At 65.2% G+C, this 19,423-nt stretch carries 15 protein-coding genes; 8 read left to right on the top strand and 7 right to left on the bottom strand.

Going from position 1 to position 19,423, the window contains the following annotated elements; all coding sequences use genetic code 11:
* Positions 1–244: 244 nt before the first annotated feature.
* The 4 genes from AD664_RS06370 to AD664_RS06355 all read right to left on the bottom strand — a co-directional run bounded on the left by AD664_RS06370 (position 245) and on the right by AD664_RS06355 (position 7,030).
* The gene (locus AD664_RS06370; protein WP_053145245.1) at positions 245–2,815 is read right to left on the bottom strand and encodes an EAL domain-containing protein; all 2,571 of its coding nucleotides are present in this window, start codon (positions 2,813–2,815) and stop codon (positions 245–247) included.
* Between the two features lie 141 nt (positions 2,816–2,956).
* The gene (locus tag AD664_RS06365; RefSeq protein WP_053145243.1) at positions 2,957–4,750 is read right to left on the bottom strand and encodes a thiamine pyrophosphate-requiring protein; all 1,794 of its coding nucleotides are present in this window, start codon (positions 4,748–4,750) and stop codon (positions 2,957–2,959) included.
* Between the two features lie 220 nt (positions 4,751–4,970).
* Complete coding sequence (locus tag AD664_RS06360) at positions 4,971–6,293, bottom strand: HAMP domain-containing sensor histidine kinase (RefSeq protein ID WP_053145241.1); 1,323 nt, start codon at positions 6,291–6,293, stop codon at positions 4,971–4,973.
* A complete protein-coding gene (locus AD664_RS06355) occupies positions 6,290–7,030 on the bottom strand; it encodes a response regulator (RefSeq protein WP_047737859.1) in 741 nt (246 codons plus the stop codon). The genes AD664_RS06360 and AD664_RS06355 overlap by 4 nt, the downstream gene beginning before the upstream one ends.
* Before the next feature lie 228 nt (positions 7,031–7,258).
* Here AD664_RS06355 and AD664_RS06350 point away from each other — a divergent pair, with 228 nt between their 5' ends.
* The 3 genes from AD664_RS06350 to AD664_RS06340 all read left to right on the top strand — a co-directional run bounded on the left by AD664_RS06350 (position 7,259) and on the right by AD664_RS06340 (position 9,361).
* A complete protein-coding gene (locus tag AD664_RS06350; RefSeq protein ID WP_053145239.1) occupies positions 7,259–7,522 on the top strand; it encodes a DUF2790 domain-containing protein in 264 nt (87 codons plus the stop codon).
* A 154-nt stretch (positions 7,523–7,676) separates the two neighbouring features.
* Positions 7,677–8,915, top strand: coding sequence for a cytochrome c biogenesis protein DipZ (locus AD664_RS06345; RefSeq protein ID WP_053145237.1), 1,239 nt, complete (start codon positions 7,677–7,679; stop codon positions 8,913–8,915).
* Positions 8,916–9,028: 113 nt separating this feature from the next.
* Positions 9,029–9,361 carry a hypothetical protein gene (locus AD664_RS06340; protein WP_371260950.1) on the top strand — a complete coding sequence of 111 codons (333 nt, stop codon included), beginning with the start codon at positions 9,029–9,031 and terminating at the stop codon, positions 9,359–9,361.
* Between the two features lie 16 nt (positions 9,362–9,377).
* Here AD664_RS06340 and AD664_RS06335 read toward each other — a convergent pair whose 3' ends face one another.
* A complete protein-coding gene (locus tag AD664_RS06335; RefSeq protein ID WP_053145236.1) occupies positions 9,378–11,258 on the bottom strand; it encodes a sigma-54-dependent Fis family transcriptional regulator in 1,881 nt (626 codons plus the stop codon).
* 342 nt (positions 11,259–11,600) lie between these two features.
* On the opposite strand from AD664_RS06335, the gene AD664_RS06330 reads away from it, so the two are divergent.
* From AD664_RS06330 to AD664_RS06310, 5 genes are all read left to right on the top strand, one after another.
* Positions 11,601–12,674, top strand: a complete 1,074-nt coding sequence (locus AD664_RS06330; RefSeq protein ID WP_053145233.1) for an ATP-NAD kinase family protein — start codon at positions 11,601–11,603, stop codon at positions 12,672–12,674.
* A 2-nt stretch (positions 12,675–12,676) separates the two neighbouring features.
* Complete coding sequence (locus tag AD664_RS06325; RefSeq protein WP_053145231.1) at positions 12,677–13,654, top strand: thiamine pyrophosphate-dependent dehydrogenase E1 component subunit alpha; 978 nt, start codon at positions 12,677–12,679, stop codon at positions 13,652–13,654.
* A 35-nt stretch (positions 13,655–13,689) separates the two neighbouring features.
* Complete coding sequence (locus tag AD664_RS06320; RefSeq protein ID WP_042732553.1) at positions 13,690–14,706, top strand: alpha-ketoacid dehydrogenase subunit beta; 1,017 nt, start codon at positions 13,690–13,692, stop codon at positions 14,704–14,706.
* Positions 14,706–15,818 carry an acetoin dehydrogenase dihydrolipoyllysine-residue acetyltransferase subunit gene (locus AD664_RS06315; protein ID WP_053145229.1) on the top strand — a complete coding sequence of 371 codons (1,113 nt, stop codon included), beginning with the start codon at positions 14,706–14,708 and terminating at the stop codon, positions 15,816–15,818. Before AD664_RS06320 ends, AD664_RS06315 begins: the two co-directional genes overlap by 1 nt.
* Before the next feature lie 83 nt (positions 15,819–15,901).
* Complete coding sequence (locus AD664_RS06310; RefSeq protein ID WP_256207081.1) at positions 15,902–16,966, top strand: 2,3-butanediol dehydrogenase; 1,065 nt, start codon at positions 15,902–15,904, stop codon at positions 16,964–16,966.
* Positions 16,967–17,173: 207 nt separating this feature from the next.
* Here the strand turns inward: AD664_RS06310 and AD664_RS06305 are convergent, their stop codons facing one another.
* The gene (locus AD664_RS06305; protein WP_047737879.1) at positions 17,174–18,091 is read right to left on the bottom strand and encodes a dihydrodipicolinate synthase family protein; all 918 of its coding nucleotides are present in this window, start codon (positions 18,089–18,091) and stop codon (positions 17,174–17,176) included.
* A gap of 191 nt (positions 18,092–18,282) precedes the next feature.
* Entirely contained in the window at positions 18,283–19,311 is a 1,029-nt protein-coding gene (locus tag AD664_RS06300; RefSeq protein ID WP_053145226.1) for a proline racemase family protein, read from the bottom strand.
* Positions 19,312–19,423: the final 112 nt, after the last annotated feature.

Raw genomic sequence — 19,423 nt, 5'->3', positions numbered from 1 at the left:
TCGCGGGCAAGCCCGCTCCCACAGTATTGTGTGGTGGGCTTGAGGTGCGTGTCCGCCACAGCTCCCCTGTGGAAGCTGACCTTGCTCGCGAAGGCGGCCTTAACGCCGACCTGGCTCATGCGGCTGTACCCGATCCCTGTGGGAGCGGGCTTGCCCGCGAAGGCGGCCTGACAGTCGGCCTGGCTCTTGCGGTGGGCTCCAATCCAACTGCTCGCGAAGGCGGTCGGTCAGTGCCCGCCAGGGCTCACAGCCACCGCGGGGTGGTGAAGAACGAGGCCATTTCCGAGCGGGCCAGAGGCGAGCCGAAATAGGGGCCTTGGACATGGTCGCAGGCCACGCTGCGCAACTGGCGGAACTGCCGGGCGTTCTCGATGCCCTCGGCGGTCACCCTCAACCCCACGCTGCGACTCAGACGGATCATGGCGAGTACGCCTTCCTCATCCTGCTCCAGGCCCAGTTGCGAGAGGATGTTGCGATCGAAGCGAATACCATCGAATGGCTGGTTCAGCACTTCGCGCAAGGAAGCGATGTTGGTGCCGAACTTGTCGATATTGATTCGTACGCCCAGGTTTTTCAGGGCATGAAGGGTCGCGGCGACCGCCTTGTGATCGGCTAGCAGAACCCCTTCAGCCACCTCCAGGGTCAGCCGATGCGACGCCAGGCCGCTGGCATCGAGGGCCGCTTGCACCTGCTTGAGCAGGAAGCTGCTGCTGAACCACCTGGGGGAAACCGCGATGGACACGCTGACCGCGCTCGGCCAGCTCACCGCTTCTTCGCAGACATTGATCAGCATCCAGGTGCCCAGTTCTTCCAACTGGCCGGAAGTCTCGGCAATGGGAATGAAATCGGCGCCCCCCAGTTCACCTTTCTCGGGGTGGTGCCAGAAGGCCTGCGCCTCGAACCCATGCAATTGTTCGGCGTTCATGTCGAAGCGAGGCAGGTAGCGCAGTTCCAATTGGCCTTGCTGCATCGCGTCGCGCAGTTGCTGTTCGTAGCGGCGCCGGTCGCGGGCGACATTGCCCATGGCCTCCACGTACACGCGCCAGGTGTTGCGGCCCGCGGCCTTGGCGGCGTACAGGGCGATGTCGGCTTGGCGCAGCAATTCGTGGGCGCGTTCGTCGCCCGGTTGCGCCCAGGCAACGCCGATGCTCACGCCCAGGTACAAGGTGTTGCCGTCCAGGTGCATCGGCCGCTGCATGCAATCGATCAGGCGCTGGCAGAGCTGGTCGAGGTCACTGGCCTCGCCCGGCTCAGGCATGACGATGACAAACTCGTCACCGCCCAGGCGCGCCACCAGGTCGGTGCTGCGTACGTTCTGCTGAAGAATATGGGCCACTTCCTTCAAGACCTTATCGCCCACGGCGTGGCCCAGGGAATCGTTGACCGGCTTGAAGCGGTCCATGTCCAGGTTCAGCACGGCCAGCGGTGCGCCGTCGGTGCGACCGAGGTGTTCGCTGAGGCAGTCGAACAAGCGATTGCGGTTGGCCAGCCCGGTCAACGGGTCGTGGAGCGACAGGTGCTTGATCTGCGCCAGCGCCCGCAACTCTTCGGTGATGTCGGTGGCGGTGCCGCGAAAGCCCAGGGCGCCGGCCTCGATGGCCCGCACGGCGATCTTGCAGGTGCGTGTGCGCAGGTTGCGCGCGGTGTATTCGCACAGCAACGCGGACGGTTCGGCACTGTTGGCGCCGCCCAGCAGCCAGTGGGCGATGGAAATCGACCCGTCGTGGGGGTGAAGCAACCGGTGCAGCGGCTTGCCCAGCCATTCCGCCGGACTGAAGCCGGTCACTTGTTCAAAGCGTTCCGACAGGTAGGTGAGGGTTCCGGCCGAGTTGACTTCCCACAGCCAGTCGGACGATACCTCGGCAATGTCGCGGAAACGCTCTTCACTGCGCTCCAGCGCCTTGCGATGGGCCAGCAGGCTGGCGTACTGGCGCTCCTGGGCGCGGAGCATGACCAGGGCATGGCGCAACACCGCCAGCGCCAGGATCGCCAGCACCAGCAGCGCCACGGCCAGCACCGGCAGCAAGGCCTTGCGCAGGTCACTGCCCGGCGTCAGCGGGCGCCAGGCCAGTGCCTCCTGGGTCAGGTCGTTCAGTAGAAACTGGGCGGTGTCGGGTGGTCCGGGCGAGCGGGCGACGTGGGCATCGGGCAGGACGAAGTCCCGCGCCAGGTTCTGCAACGACGCGCCATCGAGGACCTTGACGAACAGCATCAGGCTGGGCGGGCCGGGAATGTGTGGCACGCTGTTATCCGTGCCGGTGGTGATGGCGGACGTGGCGACGAACGCTGGGGCGCCGTCGTGGTGCAACATCTCGACGATGACTTCGTCGCGATTGTTCTCGGTGCTGGCTTTTTTCTCCAGGGCCCGCAGGTTGCCGGTCAGCCAGGCATCGGCGGTGACGTCGCTCAGATGCCCGTCGATCACCGAATAGACGGTCTTGCCGGTCGGGGAAATAACGAACACGGCCTGGTAGCCGTAGAGCGAAAAGACGCTGCTGCCGACGTTTTCCTGGTCGAAGGCCCAGGCCTTGTCCACTTCGACATGCAGGTGGCGGTAGGCGTCGCTCCACTTGGAGTAGTCGTTCAAGTCCCGTGCGATGCCGGTGCGGATGCCCTCGATGGCCCGTTGGGCGAAGAACAGGCTCTGTTCACGGGCGCGTTGGTCCTGGGCGGCCGTGATGTTGAGCAACACGGCAATCGCCAGGGCCGACATGAAAAACAGCACCAGCATGATGGCCGGGAAGGTGCGGCGAGTGAAGTTTCGGCTTGGCGAGCCCGAGAGGACAGTTGAGTCGTTGCCAGCATCTTCAGTCATAAACAAGCCATCAGCTAAACGCGAAATATCCCGCACGTCCCTGTATCGGCTGTCTGATCGATTAACTTAATTGACCTGACAGTCGACACGGCCCGTGCGGGGCGGCCGTTGGCGTTGCCTGAAACCAGGCTGGGTTGTGGTTCAGTCTTTTTTGGTGCCCGGCAGCAGGGCGCTCAGCACCTGTTTGGCGGTCTCGACCACGATGCCACGTTCGTTCGGGTCACCCTGCCGGAGCGTGGAGGCGAACTTCTTCGCCTGTTCCAGCTTGATGTGCGGCGGCAGCGGCGGCACGTCGGGGTCGGTGCGAAATTCGATCAGCACCGGCCGTTGCGCCGCCAGCGCTTGCTCCCAGGCCGCCGCCACATCGTCCTCGTGCAGCACCAGAATGCCCTTCAGGCCGATGGATTCGGCGAACAGGTGGTAGGGCACGTCGGGGATGTCCTGGGAGGCCTCGAACTTCGGATCGCCCTCCATCACCCGTTGCTCCCAGGTCACCTGGTTCAGGTCGCGGTTGTTGAACACCGCGCAGATCCAGGTGCCGTTGGCCCAGGTGCGCCAGTACTTGGCAACGGTGATCAGCTCAGCCATGTTGTTCATCTGCATGGCGCCATCGCCCACCAGGGCGACCACTGGCCGATCCGGGTGGCAGAACTTCGCCGCAATGGCATAGGGCACGGCGGCACCCATCGAAGCCAGGCCGCCGGACAGCGAGCACATCATGCCGCGCCGGATCTGGATATCCCGGGCGAACCAGTTGGCGCAGGAGCCGGAATCGCAAGTGATGATGGCGCGGTCCGGCAGCCTCGGCGACAGCTCGAACGTCACGCGCTGCGGATTGATCGGCTTGGCCGAGACCAGGGCGCGCTTTTCCAGGGTCTTGTCCCAGCGTTCGCGCCAGTGCTCGATCTTCTTGCGCCAGGCGCGATCGGTCTTCGTTTCGAGCAGTGGCAGCAGGGCCCGCAGGGTGTCGGCGCTGTCGCCGTGCAAGCTGACCTCCATGGGATAGCGCAGGCTGAGCATGTCCGGTTGAATGTCGATCTGCACGCCGCGGGCCTGGCCTTCAGGAGGCAGGAATTCGGCGTAGGGGAAGCCGGAACCGATCATCAGCAGCGTGTCGCAGCCGGCCATCATGTCGTCGCTCGGTTCAGTGCCGAGCAGGCCGATGGAGCCGGTCACCCAGGGCAGGTCGTCCGGTAGGGCAGCCTTGCCGAGCAACGCCTTGGCCACGCCGGCCCCGAGTTTCTCGGCGACGGCGATCACTTCGTCGGTGGCCCCTAGTGCACCGGCGCCTACCAGGATGGCGACTTTCTTGCCGGCATTGAGGATTTCGGCGGCCTTGCGCAGATCGTCCTCGTACGGCACGACCCTGGGTTTGCGGTAGCCGACGCCGGAATGCACCGTGCCGTGCTTGTGGGGCGGGGCGGTGTATTCCAGGTCCTGGAGGTCGTTCGGCAGGATCAGCGCCGTGACCCGGCGCTCGCCCACGGCCGTGCGCACGGCGCGATCGAGCAGGTGGCGGACCTGGGACGGTGCGCTGGCCTGCTGCACGAACGCTCCGGCGACGTCCTTGAACAGGCTGACCAGGTCCAGTTCCTGCTGGTAGTGCCCGCCCAGGGCTGCGCGAGCCTGTTGGCCGCAGATGGCCAGCACTGGCATGTGGTCCATGCGGGCGTCGTAGAGGCCGGTGATCAGGTGCGAGGCGCCCGGCCCGGAGGTGGCGATGCACACCCCCAGTTCACCGGTGAACTTGGCGTGGGCACAGGCCATGAACGCGGCCATTTCCTCGTGGCGGGCCTGGATGAAGCGGATTTTCCCATTAGCCCGGTTCAGGGCGCCGAAGACCCCGTTGATGCCATCGCCCGGATAACCATAGATACGACGAACCCCCCATTCATAAAGGCGTTCCACCAGAAAATCACCGACGGTCATGCTCATGTCTGTCCCTCATAGGTAGGCCGCGCAGGCGCGCGGCGTTGACGGTCATACAGGACTGGACCGATGTAAGCGGTTCAAGGTTTCGATTTTTTCCGGGGCCGACGTCCAACCGTTGTGGGCGCGAGCCTGCTCGCGAAGGCGGTGTGTCTGTCAGCCTCGGTCGAAGGCAACTGGCGCTTTCGCGAGCAAGCTCGCTCCCACAGTGGCTGCGGGATTGAGGTCAACTGATCAGGGCGGTGTCGCGGCCCAGGCGCAGCTCGGCGCACAGGCCGCCGCCGTCGCGGTTGCTCAGGGTCAGCGAGCCGCCCATGGCGATTGCCAGTTGCTGGGCGATGGCGAGTCCCAGCCCGGTGCCGCCGGTTTCCCGGTTGCGCGAGCTTTCGACCCGGTAGAACGGCTTGAGTACTTCGGCCAGTTCCTGTTCGTCGATACCGGGGCCACGGTCCAGGACCTGGATCGACAGTTGCCCGTTGTCGGCGGGCTGCACATGGAGCTGGGCCGCGCCGCCGAATTTCAGTGCGTTGTCCACCAGGTTGACCAGCACGCGCCGCAAGGCATGGGGGCGGGTGTCGATGACCGCGGCGTTTTTTCCGGACAGGTGCACGTCCTTGCCGGTGTCCTGGTAGTCGAACACCAGGCTGTCGAGAAACGCGTCGAGGTTGATGCGGCAGCTGGCCTCGGTGGCGCCATGGATGCTGCGGGCATAGGCCACGCCTTCGCGCACCAGGTGCTCCATCTCGCTCAGGTCGCTCCAGAGCTTGTCCTTTTCCAGGCCATCGTCCATGAACTCGGCGCGCAGCTTCATGCGCGTGATGGGTGTCTGCAAGTCATGGGAAATCGCCGCCAGCAACTGCATGCGCTCCTTGAGGTAGGCGGCGATGCGGTCCTGCATGGCATTGAAAGCCTTGGCGGCGTGCAGCACCTCGGTGGGGCCTTTTTCGTCCAGGCGCACGCTGTGGGCATTCGGGTCGAGGGTTTCCACCGCCTGGGCCAGCCGGGTAAGCGGGCCGACGGCAATGCGCACGGCCAGCCAGGTGCAACCGATCAACAGCGCCAGTTGCCCCAGCAAGACCATCGGCAACCACGGCGACAGCGGCACCATTGCCGGGCGCACGTCGATGGTCAACGGGCTGCCGTCGCTCAAGCGAAGGTGAGCCTGGTAGTGCTTCTGCGGCCCGGGCAGGTCGGTGAAGGTCAGGGCGTAGGCCTGGCCGATGGCGTCCTGGATCGAACTCACCGAGATCGGCGCATCGCCGGTCGGCATTGGCTGGCCGGCCTGGCCTTCCTCGAGCAGGTAGCCGTAGTTGCGCCGGGCGAGTTTCTGCAGCCAGGCCGGACGCTCGGCGGCGGGCAGGCGGTCGAGGATGGCGACGGAGGTGGCAACGTCGGTTTCCAGGTTGCCGAGCATGGTCGATTTAGCGCTCTGGTAGCGCTCGTAGTACTGGGCACCGAAGGACAGGCCCTGGGCCAGGATCAGGCCGACCAGGAAAATCAGCGACAGCCTCGACGCGAGGGTGCGTGGCCAGCGCAGCGGCATGTTCATACCGACGCCTCGAGGATTTCCACCGGCAGCGAGAACACATAACCTTCGCTGCGCACGGTCTTGATGTAGGCCGGTTCCCGGGCATCGTCCAGCAGGCGCTGGCGCAGGCGGCTGACCAGCAAGTCGATGGAACGGTCGAACAGGTCGGCGTCCCGGCCCTGGGTCAGGTTGAGCAACTGGTCACGGTTGAGCACCCGCTGCGGATGGTCCAGGAACACCCGCAACAAACGGTACTCGGCGCCGCTCAGGGCCACCAGGGTGCCGTCGGTGTCCAGCAGGTGGCGGGCGGTGGTGTCCAGGCGCCAGCGACCGAACCCCAGCAGGCGACCGCTTTCGGTGACCACCAGGTTGGGCGGCAGCATGCGGGTGCGGCGTAGCACGGCGTTGATGCGGGCCAGCAGTTCCCGGGCGGCGAAGGGCTTGACCAGGTAATCGTCGGCGCCCATTTCCAGGCCGATGATGCGGTCGGTTTCGTCATTGCGGGCGGTGAGCATCAGCACCGGCGTGGCCTTATGCTTGCCGGCGCGCAATTCGCGGCACAACACCAGGCCGTCATCGCCGGGCATCATGATGTCCAGCACGATCAGGTCCACCGGGGTGGTCTCCAGGAACGCCCGCATCTGCCGGCCATCGGCAACGACGGTGGTGCGCAGGCCGTTCTTCTTCAGGTAGTTGCCCACCAGCTCTCTGATCTCGCGATCGTCATCCACAATCAATACGTGATCGACATGATCCATGGTGCCCAGTCCCCTTGGCGTTTCGGTGTGGTCAGTCTACAGGCGCCAGCCGGCCTGGCCCGCGGCGGTTTGTATTGCAGTGTATCTGGTGCGCGACGGATACACAGGGATGCAAAAAGCCCCCCGGCCCGATACAGGCGCGATACCTGGGCAGCATTCAATGGCGTCCAACGGGGCAACGCAACCGGCCTCGACAGAAAACCCATTGACTGCACCGAGGACACCGCCATGAACACCAAAGCCATCTACGCCGCCTGCCTCTTCGCCGCCCTGAACATCTGCACGCTGTCCGCCCGGGCCGAAGGTAACGTCCAGGCGCAAACCTACACCTACGGCACCCACCTGGACATTCAGAAAGTGCTCTCGCTGACCGAAGACGCCGGGCCGGACTGCGGCGTGGTCAACGCCCACATGACCTACCTGGATTCGGCAGGTCACCAGCAGGCGCTGAACTACAGCAAGTTTTCCGATCATTGCAGTGACGGGAACTGAGTCTCTCAACCTCGTGGCGAGGGAGCTTGCTCCCGCTGGGCTGCGCAGCAGCCCCCGACGATTTGACACCGAGGCGCCTGGATTGGGGCCGCTGCGCGACCCAGCGGGAGCAAGCTCCCTCGCCACGGTCACGCTTGTTTATTGAGGTGATGCCATGCTTCTGATCGCTTTCCTCGGCGGGATCCTGACGATCCTCAGCCCTTGTATTCTGCCCGTGGTGCCGTTCCTGTTCGCTCGGGCCAATCGTGCGCCAGGTTCCATGTTGTTGACCCTTGGCGGCATGGTGCTGACGTTCGCCCTGGTGTCGAGCCTGGCGGTGGTCAGCAGCGACTGGGTGCTGCGCGCCAGCAACGTCGGCCGGCAAGTCGCCCTGGCGGTGATGGTGCTGTTTGCCTTGTCGCTGATCTTCAGCCGGGTCGGCACCTGGCTGGCACGGCCGCTGGTGCACCTGGGCAACCGGGTGGACGCCGGCGCCGGGCGCCTTGGTGGGCCGCTGGCATCGGTGCTGATCGGCGTCGCCACCGGGCTGCTCTGGGCGCCTTGCGCCGGGCCGATACTCGGCGTGATCCTGACCGGCGCCATGCTGCAGGGCGCCAGCGCCGGGACCAGCCTGTTGCTGCTCGCCTATGGCCTGGGCAGCGCCTTGTCCCTGGGCACCTTGATCTTCGCCGGACGCGGCGTGGTCTCCCGGCTGAAGCTGTCCTTGCCGGTGACGGCCTGGCTGCGCCGGGGCAGCGGAGTGGTCGTGCTGTTGGCCGCGGTGGCGATTGGCATCGGTGCCGATGATCGGCTATTGGCCAACACTTCTTCCCAGGGGGCGGCGAGCCTGGAGCAGAGCCTGCTGGAGAAGGTGCCCAAGGCGATCGACTACGTGGTCAGCAAGGCCAGCGCCAGCCCCATGCCGACCCTTGAGGCCAAGGGAGACATGCCTTCGCTGGACGGCGCGGTGCAATGGTTGAACTCGCCGCCGCTGAGCGCCGAATCGCTGCGCGGCAAGGTGGTGCTGGTGGACTTCTGGACCTACGACTGCATCAACTGTCAGCACACGCTGCCTTACGTGAACGGCTGGGCGAAGCAATACGAGAAGGATGGGCTGGTGGTCATCGGCGTCCATACCCCGGAATACGGCTACGAGAAGATCATCGACAACGTGCGTGAGCAGGTGCGCAAGCTGGGCATCCACTACCCGGTGGCCATCGACAATCAATATGCGATCTGGCGTGCCTTCGACAACCAGTACTGGCCGGCGCATTACTTCATCGACGCCAAGGGGCAGGTGCGCTACAGCCACTTCGGCGAAGGGCGCTACGCCGAGCAGGAACAGGTGATCCAGCAGTTGCTGCAAGAGGCCAAGGCGGACGCAGCCACAATTCATCACACCAAGGGTCAATAGTGCACAAACCCTGTGGCGAGGGGGCGCACGTCAGTGCTGGCCCCTTGCTTGCGAAAACGTCGTCAAAATTCTTTTATTTCAGAATGTTGAGCGACAAACCTATGCAAATTTCTATGTCGAGCCTGGCGCGGTGGGGCGCGGTGACGGTTCTCCTGGCGGCCGTCTCGCTTGAGGTCCAGGCCAGGGCGCTGACGCAAAACCAGCAATCGGTGTGTCGCTGGGGATCGGACATCGCGGCAGGAGCACAGGCCTCGAAACTGTCCGGGATCACCCTGTACGGCGCACGCAAGAAGCTGCAGGTGCGCAAGTTTCCCCGGCCCTGGATGCGCATGACCGCCCTGGGCATCACCGAGCAGACCTACAACAGTGCCTCGCGCCTCAAGCCCGCCGCAGTCAAGCAGACCTACTACGAGCAGTGCGTGCGCCACGAACTGGCGCAGAAATGATCGAGCACCAACCGCGCTAAGCCGGCCTGCGCCCCGGCATTTCGATGCCATGCTGGTGGACCCGTCGATACAGGGTCGCCCGGGAAATGCCCAGGGCCCGGGCAGCAGCCGTGGGCTTCCAGCGATGGCGCACCAAGGCGTCGAGCAGCGCCTGGCGCTCCGGGCTGGCGCTTGGTTCCGACGCCTCCAAGGCAACGTTACCGCCGTGCAGTGAATCGGGCAGGTGGCGGAGTTGGATCACGTCGGCGTCGCACACCGCGCAGGCGTAGCGCAGCACATGGCGCAACTGGCGGATATTGCCCGGCCAGTGATAACCGAGCAGGCATTCCAGGGCCGCGTCGCTGCATTGCACAGGCGTGCCGCACAGCGCCGCCTCCTCGGCGAGAATACGATTGATCAGCGCCAGTCGATCCGTGCGTTCGCGCAGCGGTGGCAGTTGGAAGCGGGCGCCGCCGAGGCGGAAGTACAGGTCTTCGCGAAATTCGCCGCTGGCCACCAGCGTCTCCAGGTCGCGGTGCGTGGCGCAGATCACCTGGATGTCGACGGCCTTGCGCCGTGAAGCACCCAGCGGCGCCACTTCGCCTTCGGCCAACACCCGCAGCAAGCGGGTTTGCAGCGCCAGCGGCATGTCGCCGATTTCATCGAGGAACAAGGTCCCGCCATCGGCTTGTTGCAGCAGGCCTTGCATGCCTTTGGCCGACGCACCGGTGAAGGCCCCGGCGACATAGCCGAACAACTCGCTCTCGATCAGGCTTTCGGGAATCGCCGCGCAATTGAGCGCCACGAACGGGCGATCACGACGTTCGCTGGCCTGGTGCAGTTGACGGGCGAAGACTTCCTTGCCGGACCCGGTTTCGCCCTGGACCAGCACCGGCAGGTTGCGGTCCTTGACCCGCACCGCCAGGCGCAGGCTGTCGGCCAGGCGTGGATCGAGCTCGGCCGGGGCCAGCGCCACCCGGGGCTGCGTGGAGGCGCGCTGGCGCGGTGCGCTGAGGCGGCCGTGCAGGGCGAGCTCGCTGCCGGGGCCCAGCAGCGGATAGAGGTGCTCGTCCCGGGCACGGTGCAGCCACTGTTGATCGAACACCTGGCTGATATGGCTCGGCACCTGGCCGTAGCGTTCCAGCAGGTATTGGCGGGCAGCCGGGTTCAGTGCTTGCAGGCAACCGTCGTCGTCCCAGGCGAAGAGGAAATCCGGTTGGCTGTCGACATAGCCGGCGTTGCGGTGACCGCGCAGTACCCAGTAGCCCTGGGCGCTGCTGAGGAAAAACGCTTGTTCGATCTCTCGGGCGCTCTGCACCACCATTTGCCGGATCAGGTGCTGCGAGCGGCGGTCATCCGGTGAGCGCACCGCCGACACGTCCAGCACGCCGAGCAGTTCCCCCTGGGGGTCGAAGACCGGGGCCGCCGAGCAGGTCAGGCCGATGAACGCGGCGCGGAAATGGTCACGCTTGTGGACCGTCACCGGTGCCTTGGCCGTGAGCACGGCCGCCACCCCACAGGTGCCTTCTTCACCTTCCGACCAACAGGTGCCCAGGTAAAGCCCGGCCTTGCGGCAGTCGTTGCGCAGGGTGGTTTCCACGCGGTAGTCGATGGTCTGGCCCTGGGCGTCGGTCAGCAACACGCAGTAATCGGCGTCGCGCACCCGACCATGGAGGCGGGCGACTTCTTCGCTGGCGATGTTGAGAAACAGTTCGGAGCGCTCGCGACACTGCTTGAGCACGCCTTCGGAGAGGATGCGCGGGCCCTGCAAGGAGCCTGGGTCCAGGTGGTGTTGCTCCATGGACCGACGCCAGGAGTCGAGGATCAGGTCTGGCACGGGCAGCTGGGGCAACCGGTCGGCGTTCTTCACCACGCGGCTGACGCAATCGACATGCGCCCGGGAGTGAGCGGAAAGCATGGGGCCTCCGATTCAGCTTCTTATCGTTGTGCGCCCATTAAGCGCCGTTCGCCGGAAGCAGACAAGCCTGGCCGGCCTCAGGGCCGGGGTGAGACGCCACGTCTCACGGTCTCGGCAAGCACCCGTGCAGGCTGACATGCGGCGTCTCACGGGGCCTAGGCTCTGGCAGCCGTTGATTTCACCAGGAGGGCTCTGGACCGGGCTTTGAGCGGATTTTTGCAGGAACTGGCACCGGCCTTGCTCTGTGCCTAGGGCCCGCTCGACGGGTCTTCGAATAATAAAAACGAGGTGCGCCATGTCTTCCTGCCCGGGTCGTTTTCCCTTCACGCTGACGGTGACGTCATGAGTCGCCGGCCCTTGACGGTGGGCATCATCGCCAACCCGGCATCGGGCCGCGACGTTCGGCGCCTGACCGCCAACGCCGGGCTGTTTTCCAGCACCGACAAAGTGTCGGTGATCCAGCGCTTGCTGGCCGCGTTCGGCGCCACGGGTGTCGAACAGGTGTTGATGCCCACCGACATGATTGGCATGGCCGCCGCCGTGCTGAAGAACAGCCACAGCCGCCAGGCGCGCAGCAGCCACTGGCCGGCCCTGGAGTTCCTTGACCTGACCCTGCGCCAGACCGTCGAGGACACCCGTCGGGCGGCGCGGATGATGGCCGAGCGCGAGGTCGCGCTGATCGCTGTGCTGGGCGGTGACGGCACCCACAAGGCCGTGGCCGCCGAGGTCGGCGACATCCCGCTGCTGACCCTGTCCACCGGCACCAACAATGCTTTTCCCGAACTGCGCGAGGCCACCAGTGCTGGCTTGGCCGGCGGGTTGTACGCCAGTGGCCGGATCCCGGACTCGATCGGCTTGCGCCGCAACAAGCGCTTGTTGGTCTGTGAGGTCGGACGTGGCTTGCGCGAAGTTGCCTTGGTGGACGTCGCCGTGTCGCCGCTGCGCTTCGTCGGCGCCCGGGCCATCAGTCGCGCACAAGACCTGGCCGAAGTCTTCGTGACCTTCGCCGAACCGCAATCCATTGGCCTGTCGGCGCTGTGCGGCTTGTGGTTTCCGGTTTCACGCCAGGCACCGGGGGGCGCCTGGATGCGCCTGGACCCGCAATCCCCCGAAGCGTTGCTGGTGCCGCTCGCGCCAGGGCTGCTGCAAGGCTGTGGCGTGCTCGCTGCCGGGCCCCTGGAACCTGGCATCGCCCACGGCCTGTCGCTTTCCAGCGGCACCCTGGCCCTGGACGGTGAGCGGGAAATCGAATTCAACGCGCAGGACCGGCCCACGGTCACCCTCGATGCCGGCGGCCCGCTGAGCATCGACGTCAACGCGGTGCTGGCCTACGCCGCGCAACACCGTTTGCTGGCAATCGGCCGCGAACACCCGCAACACCCTCTGAATCTTCAAGAAGACACCCCAGGAGAATAAAAATGTCGACACCGCTCACCCACGATCAACTGCTGCACGCCTACCAGGTGATGCGCACCATCCGTGCGTTCGAAGAGCGCCTGCACGTGGAATTCGCCACCGGCGAGATCCCCGGCTTCGTCCACCTTTATGCCGGCGAAGAGGCGTCGGCCGCCGGGGTCATGGCGCATCTGGGCGATGACGACTGCATCGCCTCCAACCACCGTGGCCACGGCCATTGCATCGCCAAGGGCGTGGACGTCTACGGGATGATGGCCGAGATCTACGGCAAGAAAACCGGCGTCTGCCAAGGCAAGGGCGGCTCGATGCACATTGCCGATATCGAGAAGGGCATGCTCGGCGCCAACGGCATCGTCGGGGCCGGCGCGCCGCTGGTGGTCGGCGCCGCGCTGGCGGCTCGGCTCAAGGGCACCGACAGTGTCGCCGTGGTGTTCTTCGGCGATGGCGGCTCCAACGAAGGCGCGGTGTTCGAAGCCATGAACATGGCGTCGGTGTGGAACCTGCCGTGCCTGTTCATCGCCGAGAACAATGGCTACGCCGAAGCGACCGCCTCCAACTGGTCGGTGGCCTGCGATCACATCGCCGACCGCGCCGCCGGCTTCGGCATGCCCGGGGTCACGGTGGACGGTTTTGATTTCTTCGCCGTCCATGAAGCCGCCGGCGCCGCGGTCGAGCGTGCCCGGGCGGGCGAGGGGCCCTCGCTGATCGAGGTCAAGCTGACGCGCTACTACGGCCACTTCGAGGGCGATGCCCAGACCTACCGGGCGCCTGATGAGGTCAAGCATTTCCGCGAGCACCAGGACTGCCTGATGCAGTTCCGTGAACGCACGACCCGGGCCGGGTTGCTGACGGCCGAGCAACTGGACCTGATCGACAAGGAGGTGGACTTGTTGATCGAGAACGCGGTGTACAAGGCCAAGTCCGATCCCAAGCCCACCGCGGCGGACCTGCTGACCGACGTCTACGTCTCCTACCCCTGAACGCCCCTTATAAAACAAGAACAGAGAATTCCATCATGGCGAGAAAAATCAGTTATCAGCAGGCAATCAACGAAGCCCTGGCCCAGGAAATGCGCCGCGACGCCAGCGTCTTCATCATGGGCGAAGACGTCGCCGGCGGTGCCGGTGCGCCCGGTGAAAACGACGCCTGGGGCGGTGTGCTCGGCGTCACCAAGGGCCTCTACGACCAGTTCCCCGGGCGTGTGCTCGACACCCCATTGTCGGAAATCGGTTATGTCGGCGCGGCGGTCGGCGCGGCCACCTGCGGCGTGCGCCCGGTGTGCGAACTGATGTTCGTCGACTTTGCCGGCTGCTGCCTGGACCAGATCCTCAACCAGGCGGCGAAGTTTCGCTACATGTTCGGCGGCAAGGCCGCCACGCCGCTGGTGATCCGCACCATGGTCGGCGCCGGCCTGCGCGCCGCCGCCCAGCATTCGCAGATGCTCACTTCCCTGTGGACCCACATCCCGGGGCTCAAGGTGGTGTGCCCGTCTTCGCCCTATGACGCCAAGGGCTTGCTGATCCAGGCGATCCGCGACAACGACCCGGTGATCTTCTGCGAGCACAAATTGCTCTACAGCCTGCAGGGCGAAGTCCCCGAAGAGCTCTACACCATCCCGTTTGGCGAAGCGAATTTCCTGCGCGACGGCAAGGACGTGACCCTGGTGTCCTACGGGCGGATGGTCAATACCGCCATGGACGCGGCGCGCAGCCTGGCCGGGCGCGGTATCGACTGCGAAGTCCTCGACCTGCGTACCACCAGCCCGATGGACGAGGACAGCATCCTGGAGAGCGTCGAGAAGACCGGCCGCCTGGTGGTCATCGACGAGGCCAACCCGCGCTGTTCCATGGCCACGGACATCTCGGCGCTGGTGGCCCAGAAAGCCTTCGGTGCCCTCAAGGCTCCGATCGAAATGGTCACCGCGCCCCACACGCCGGTGCCGTTCTCCGATGCCCTGGAAGACCTGTACATCCCTGACGCGGCGAAGATCGAGCAAGCCGTGCTCAACGTGATCGAGTGGAGCAAGCGCTGATGAGCCAGATTCATACCCTGACCATGCCCAAGTGGGGCCTGTCGATGACCGAAGGCCGGGTCGATGCCTGGCTCAAGGAGGAAGGCCAGGCCATCACCAAGGGCGATGAGGTGCTGGACGTGGAGACCGACAAGATCTCCAGCAGTGTCGAGGCGCCGTTTTCCGGCATTTTGCGTCGGCAGGTCGCGCGCCAGGACGAGACCCTGGCGGTCGGCGCCTTGCTCGGCATCGTGGTGGAGGGCGAAGCCAGCGAGGCCGAGATCGACGCCGTCATCGAGCAGTTCCAGTCCAGCTTCGTGCCGGGCGATGCCGCGGCCGAGGACACCGGGCCGAAACCGCAGAAAGTCGAGCTGGACGGCCGGGTGATCCGCTACTTCGAACGTGGCGAAGGGGGCACGCCGTTGGTGCTGGTGCACGGCTTTGGCGGCGACCTGAACAACTGGCTGTTCAACCATGAAGCCTTGGCGGCGGGCCGTCGGGTGATTGCCCTGGACCTGCCGGGCCATGGCGAATCCGCCAAGGCCCTGCAACGTGGCGACCTGGATGAACTGAGCGGCGTGGTGCTGGCCTTGCTCGATCACCTGGACATCAGCGTCGCACACCTGGTGGGGCATTCCATGGGTGGAGCGGTGTCGCTGAACGCCGCGCGCCTGACACCCCAGCGAGTGCGCTCCCTGACCTTGATCGGTAGCGCCGGGCTGGGGACGCAGATCAACGGTGGTTACTTGCAGGGCTTCGTCGAGGCCGCCAACCGCAACGCCCTCAAGCCGCAACTGGTGCAGTTGTTTTCCAATGCCGAGCTGGTCAATCGGCAGATGCTCGACGACATGCTCAAGTACAAGCGCCTGGAGGGGGTGGACGCAGCCCTCAAGCAACTGGCGGCGACGCTGTTCACCGACGGCCGGCAACAGACCGACCTGCGGGAGGTGGTGCAGGCCGGCCACGTACCGACGTTGGTGATCTGGGGCAGCGACGACGCGATCATCCCGGCGGCCCATAGCGAGGGGCTGGCGGCACGGGTCGAGGTGCTGTCCGGCCAGGGCCATATGGTCCAGATGGAAGCGGCCGAGCAGGTCAATCGGCTGATCCTCGAGTTCATCCAGCAGCACTGACTCATCCGGGCGGCGAGCGAATCGCGGCCCCCTCAATTTCTGGAGGCAACACGATGAACGTTTCAATCACGCCTACCCGCAGCATGCGCGCCGCCGTCTGGCATGGCCGCAACGATATTCGCGTCGAAGACGTACCACTGCCGGTGGCGCCGCCTGCCGGTTGGGTACAGATCCGCGTGCACTGGTGCGGCATTTGTGGCTCCGACTTGCATGAATACGTGGCCGGACCGGTGTTCATTCCGGTGGAGGCACCGCACCCGCTGACCGGGATCAAGGGGCAGTGCATCCTCGGCCATGAGTTCTGCGGCGAGATCGTCGAGCTGGGCGCCGGGGTGGAAGGTTTCAGCGTCGGCGAGCCGGTGGCGGCGGATGCCTGCCAGCATTGCGGCACTTGCTACTACTGCACCCACGGGCTCTACAACATCTGCGAAAACCTGGCCTTCACCGGGTTGATGAACAACGGCGCCTTTGCGGAGTTGGTCAACGTGCCGGCCAACCTGTTGTACAAATTGCCCGCCCACTTTCCGACCGAGGCCGGTGCCTTGATCGAGCCGTTGGCGGTGGGCATGCACGCGGTGAAGAAGGCCGGCAGCCTGTTGGGCCAGAACGTGGTGGTGGTCGGCGCCGGCACCATCGGCCTGTGCACCATCATGTGCGCCAAGGCGGCTGGCGCGGCCCAGGTGATCGCCCTGGAAATGTCCGGCGCACGCAAGGCCAAGGCCCTGGAAGTCGGCGCCAGCCATGTGATCGACCCGAACGACTGCGATGCCTTGGCCGAAGTGCGTCGTCTGACGGGTGGCCTGGGCGCGGATGTGAGCTTTGAATGCATCGGCAACAAACACACCGCCAAACTGGCCATCGACCTGATCCGCAAGGCCGGCAAATGCGTGCTGGTGGGGATCTTCGAAGAGCCGAGCCAGTTCAACTTCTTCGAGTTGGTTTCCACCGAGAAGCAGGTGCTGGGCGCGCTGGCCTACAACGGCGAGTTCGCCGACGTGATCGCCTTCATCGCCGATGGCCGCCTGGACATTTCGCCGTTGGTGACCGGGCGCATTCAACTGGAGCAGATTGTCGGGCAAGGGTTCGAGGAATTGGTCAACAACAAGGAACACAACGTCAAAATCATCGTGTCGCCCGCACGGATCTGAGAGCGCCTGAGGTAGGCGATTTTTGGCGATGGCCGGCGACAGTCATCGCCCTTTTTTGCCCGGCTGAACCGCCCGGAATCCTGTGGGAGCGGGCTTGCTCGCGAAGACGGCGGTCTGTCCAGCATGGTTTTGTCAGACAGACCGCTTTCGCGAGCAAGCCCGCTCCCACAGGCCGTGGTTTCTCACGGGTGGTGATCTATGGGGGCCTCAGAGGCCGACATCCGGCAGCACCGGCCGGTTGGCCAGGGCCTTGGCCATGATCTGCTCCACATACACCCGGTCTTCCTCGGGCAAGGCCAGGCGGGGCGGGCGGGTGAGGGCGCTGCCGCGGCCGGCGATGGCTTCGCAGAGCTTGATGCATTGCACCAGGTCGGCGCGGGCGTCCAGGTGCAGGATCGGCATCAGCCATTCGTAGATCGGCATCGCCTCGGCAAAGCGCCCGGCGCGGGCCAGGCGGAAAATGGTTTCGCCTTCCTTCGGGAACACGTTGGACATCCCCGAGACCCAGCCTTCGGCGCCCACCGCGAGGCTTTCCAGCACGACGTCGTCCAGCCCGGCGAACAGCACGAAGCGGTCGCCCACTTCATTGCGCACGTCGATGAAGCGTCGGGTGTCGCCGGACGAATCCTTGAAGCACACCACGTTGTCGCAGTCGGCCAGGGAAATCAGGATGTCCGGGGTCACGTCGTTCTTGTAGATCGGCGGGTTGTTGTAGACCATCAACGGCACGTCGGCCTGGCGCGCCACGTAGCGAAAATGCTCGGCGGTTTCGAACGGCTTGGAGCCGTAGACCAGCGCCGGCATCAGCATCACGCCATCGACACCGACCTTGCGCACCGCGTTGGCGACCTTGGCCGCCTGCACGCTGGTGAACTCGGCCACCCCGCAGATCACCGGGACCCGGCCACGGGAGGCGTCCACCGCGACTTCGGTCACGGCGATCTTTTCCTCGGCGCTCAACGAGGTGTTTTCCCCCACCGAACCGCACACCACCAGGCCCGAGACGCCGTCACGGATAACGTTGGAAATCACCTGGTGGGTTTTTTCCAGGTTGATGGAAAAGTCATCGTTGAATTGGGTGGTGACGGCGGGAAATACGCCGCTCCAGTTGATGCGTTTGCTCATGGTTGTCTCCGTTTTGGTATTTCGTATACGTTGGCGAACATGAAAGAAGCGAATGTTTTATGTGGCGAGGGAGCTTGCTCCCGCTGGACTGCGGAGCAGTCCTGAAAACTGACGACTCGGGGTGTCAGCCAGATTGCGGGGCCGCTTCGCGCCCCAGCGGGAGCAAGCTCCCTCGCCACGGTGGGGTGTCATCATGCACCAGGCCAGGTATCTGAAAGCCGATAGCCCTGCGGCCATGGGTCAGCCGGATCCAGCAGCAGTTGATGAGTGCCGGTGATCCACGCCCGCCCGGCGATGCATGGATAGATCGCCGGGCGTCCGGCCACGTCGGTTTGCGAGTCGATGCGGCAGTGGAATTCGGAGCCGATGATCGAGCGTCCGATGAATCGGTCGCCCACGTGCATCAACCCTTTGGCCTGCAGGACGGCCATGCGCGCCGAGCAGCCGGTGCCGGTGGGCGAGCGGTCGATCTTGCCGGGCTGGATCACCACGGCGTTGGCGCCGGTGGCGATGCCGTTCTCCATGACCAGCGGCGCGGCGATCTGGCAGAACGAAATGTGCGACCAGTCGGGGTTCAGCGGATGGACGAAACCCAACTGCTCATTGGCGGCGCGGGTGATCTTCAGGCCCACGGCCACCAGCTCGGCGGCTTCACACGGCTGGATGGCGAAACCCAGGCGCTGGGCGTCGACGATGACGAAACTGTCACCGCCATAGGCCGTGTCCACCTGCAGCGAGCCCAGGCCTTCGACCTCGATCCAGGCGTCGAGGCGGTCGGCGAAGGAGGGCACGTTCTTGATTTCCACCCGTTGCACCTTGCCGTCGCGGCAATCGGCCACGGCTTCGATCAGCCCGCCGGGGGCCTCCAGCACCAGGTGGGTCTGGGGCTCGGTCATCGGCAGGATGCCGCTGTCCAGCAGCACGGTGGCCACGCACAGTGAGTTGGAACCGGACATCGGCGGGGTGTCGGCCGGTTCCATGATGATCCAGGCCATGTGTGCCTTCGGGTGCTTGGCCGGCACCAGCAGGTTGACGTGCCGGAACACGCCGCCCCGGGGTTCGTTGAGCACGAAGTTGCGCAGGACCTCGTCCTGGGCGATCCAGCGCGATTGCTCCCACACCGTCGCCCCGGGCGGTGGCGCGACGCCGCCGACGATCACGTCGCCGACTTCGCCTTCGGCGTGGCAACTGACTATGTGAAGGATCCTGGATGAGCGCATTGGCTACTCCTTGTGTTGTTCATCGCGGGCTCTTCGCGGGCAAGCTCGCTCCCACAGGGGATTTGTGTTCAACCCCGAACCTGTGGGAGCGGGCTTGCCCGCGAAGGCGTCA

It is taken from the genome of Pseudomonas sp. P97.38 (genome assembly GCF_001269745.1).
In the GTDB taxonomy this organism is placed as follows: Bacteria; Pseudomonadota; Gammaproteobacteria; order Pseudomonadales; family Pseudomonadaceae; genus Aquipseudomonas; species Aquipseudomonas chlororaphis_E.
The sequence above is the reverse complement of the archived record's forward strand: the minus strand, read 5'-3'. Positions and strand labels throughout refer to the sequence as shown.

Excerpts from the sequence above, each read along its gene's own strand:
- AD664_RS06300 (WP_053145226.1), bottom strand. The coding sequence starts at position 19,311 with ATGCGCTCATCCAGGATCCTTCACATAGTCAGTTGCCACGCCGAAGGC.
- AD664_RS06315 (WP_053145229.1), top strand. The coding sequence starts at position 14,706 with ATGAGCCAGATTCATACCCTGACCATGCCCAAGTGGGGCCTGTCGATG.
- AD664_RS06350 (WP_053145239.1), top strand. The coding sequence starts at position 7,259 with ATGAACACCAAAGCCATCTACGCCGCCTGCCTCTTCGCCGCCCTGAAC.
- AD664_RS06330 (WP_053145233.1), top strand. The coding sequence starts at position 11,601 with ATGAGTCGCCGGCCCTTGACGGTGGGCATCATCGCCAACCCGGCATCG.
- AD664_RS06325 (WP_053145231.1), top strand. The coding sequence starts at position 12,677 with ATGTCGACACCGCTCACCCACGATCAACTGCTGCACGCCTACCAGGTG.
- AD664_RS06370 (WP_053145245.1), bottom strand. The coding sequence starts at position 2,815 with ATGACTGAAGATGCTGGCAACGACTCAACTGTCCTCTCGGGCTCGCCA.
- AD664_RS06345 (WP_053145237.1), top strand. The coding sequence starts at position 7,677 with ATGCTTCTGATCGCTTTCCTCGGCGGGATCCTGACGATCCTCAGCCCT.
- AD664_RS06305 (WP_047737879.1), bottom strand. The coding sequence starts at position 18,091 with ATGAGCAAACGCATCAACTGGAGCGGCGTATTTCCCGCCGTCACCACC.
- AD664_RS06355 (WP_047737859.1), bottom strand. The coding sequence starts at position 7,030 with ATGGATCATGTCGATCACGTATTGATTGTGGATGACGATCGCGAGATC.
- AD664_RS06310 (WP_256207081.1), top strand. The coding sequence starts at position 15,902 with ATGCGCGCCGCCGTCTGGCATGGCCGCAACGATATTCGCGTCGAAGAC.
- AD664_RS06340 (WP_371260950.1), top strand. The coding sequence starts at position 9,029 with ATGTCGAGCCTGGCGCGGTGGGGCGCGGTGACGGTTCTCCTGGCGGCC.
- AD664_RS06365 (WP_053145243.1), bottom strand. The coding sequence starts at position 4,750 with ATGAGCATGACCGTCGGTGATTTTCTGGTGGAACGCCTTTATGAATGG.
- AD664_RS06335 (WP_053145236.1), bottom strand. The coding sequence starts at position 11,258 with ATGCTTTCCGCTCACTCCCGGGCGCATGTCGATTGCGTCAGCCGCGTG.
- AD664_RS06320 (WP_042732553.1), top strand. The coding sequence starts at position 13,690 with ATGGCGAGAAAAATCAGTTATCAGCAGGCAATCAACGAAGCCCTGGCC.
- AD664_RS06360 (WP_053145241.1), bottom strand. The coding sequence starts at position 6,293 with ATGAACATGCCGCTGCGCTGGCCACGCACCCTCGCGTCGAGGCTGTCG.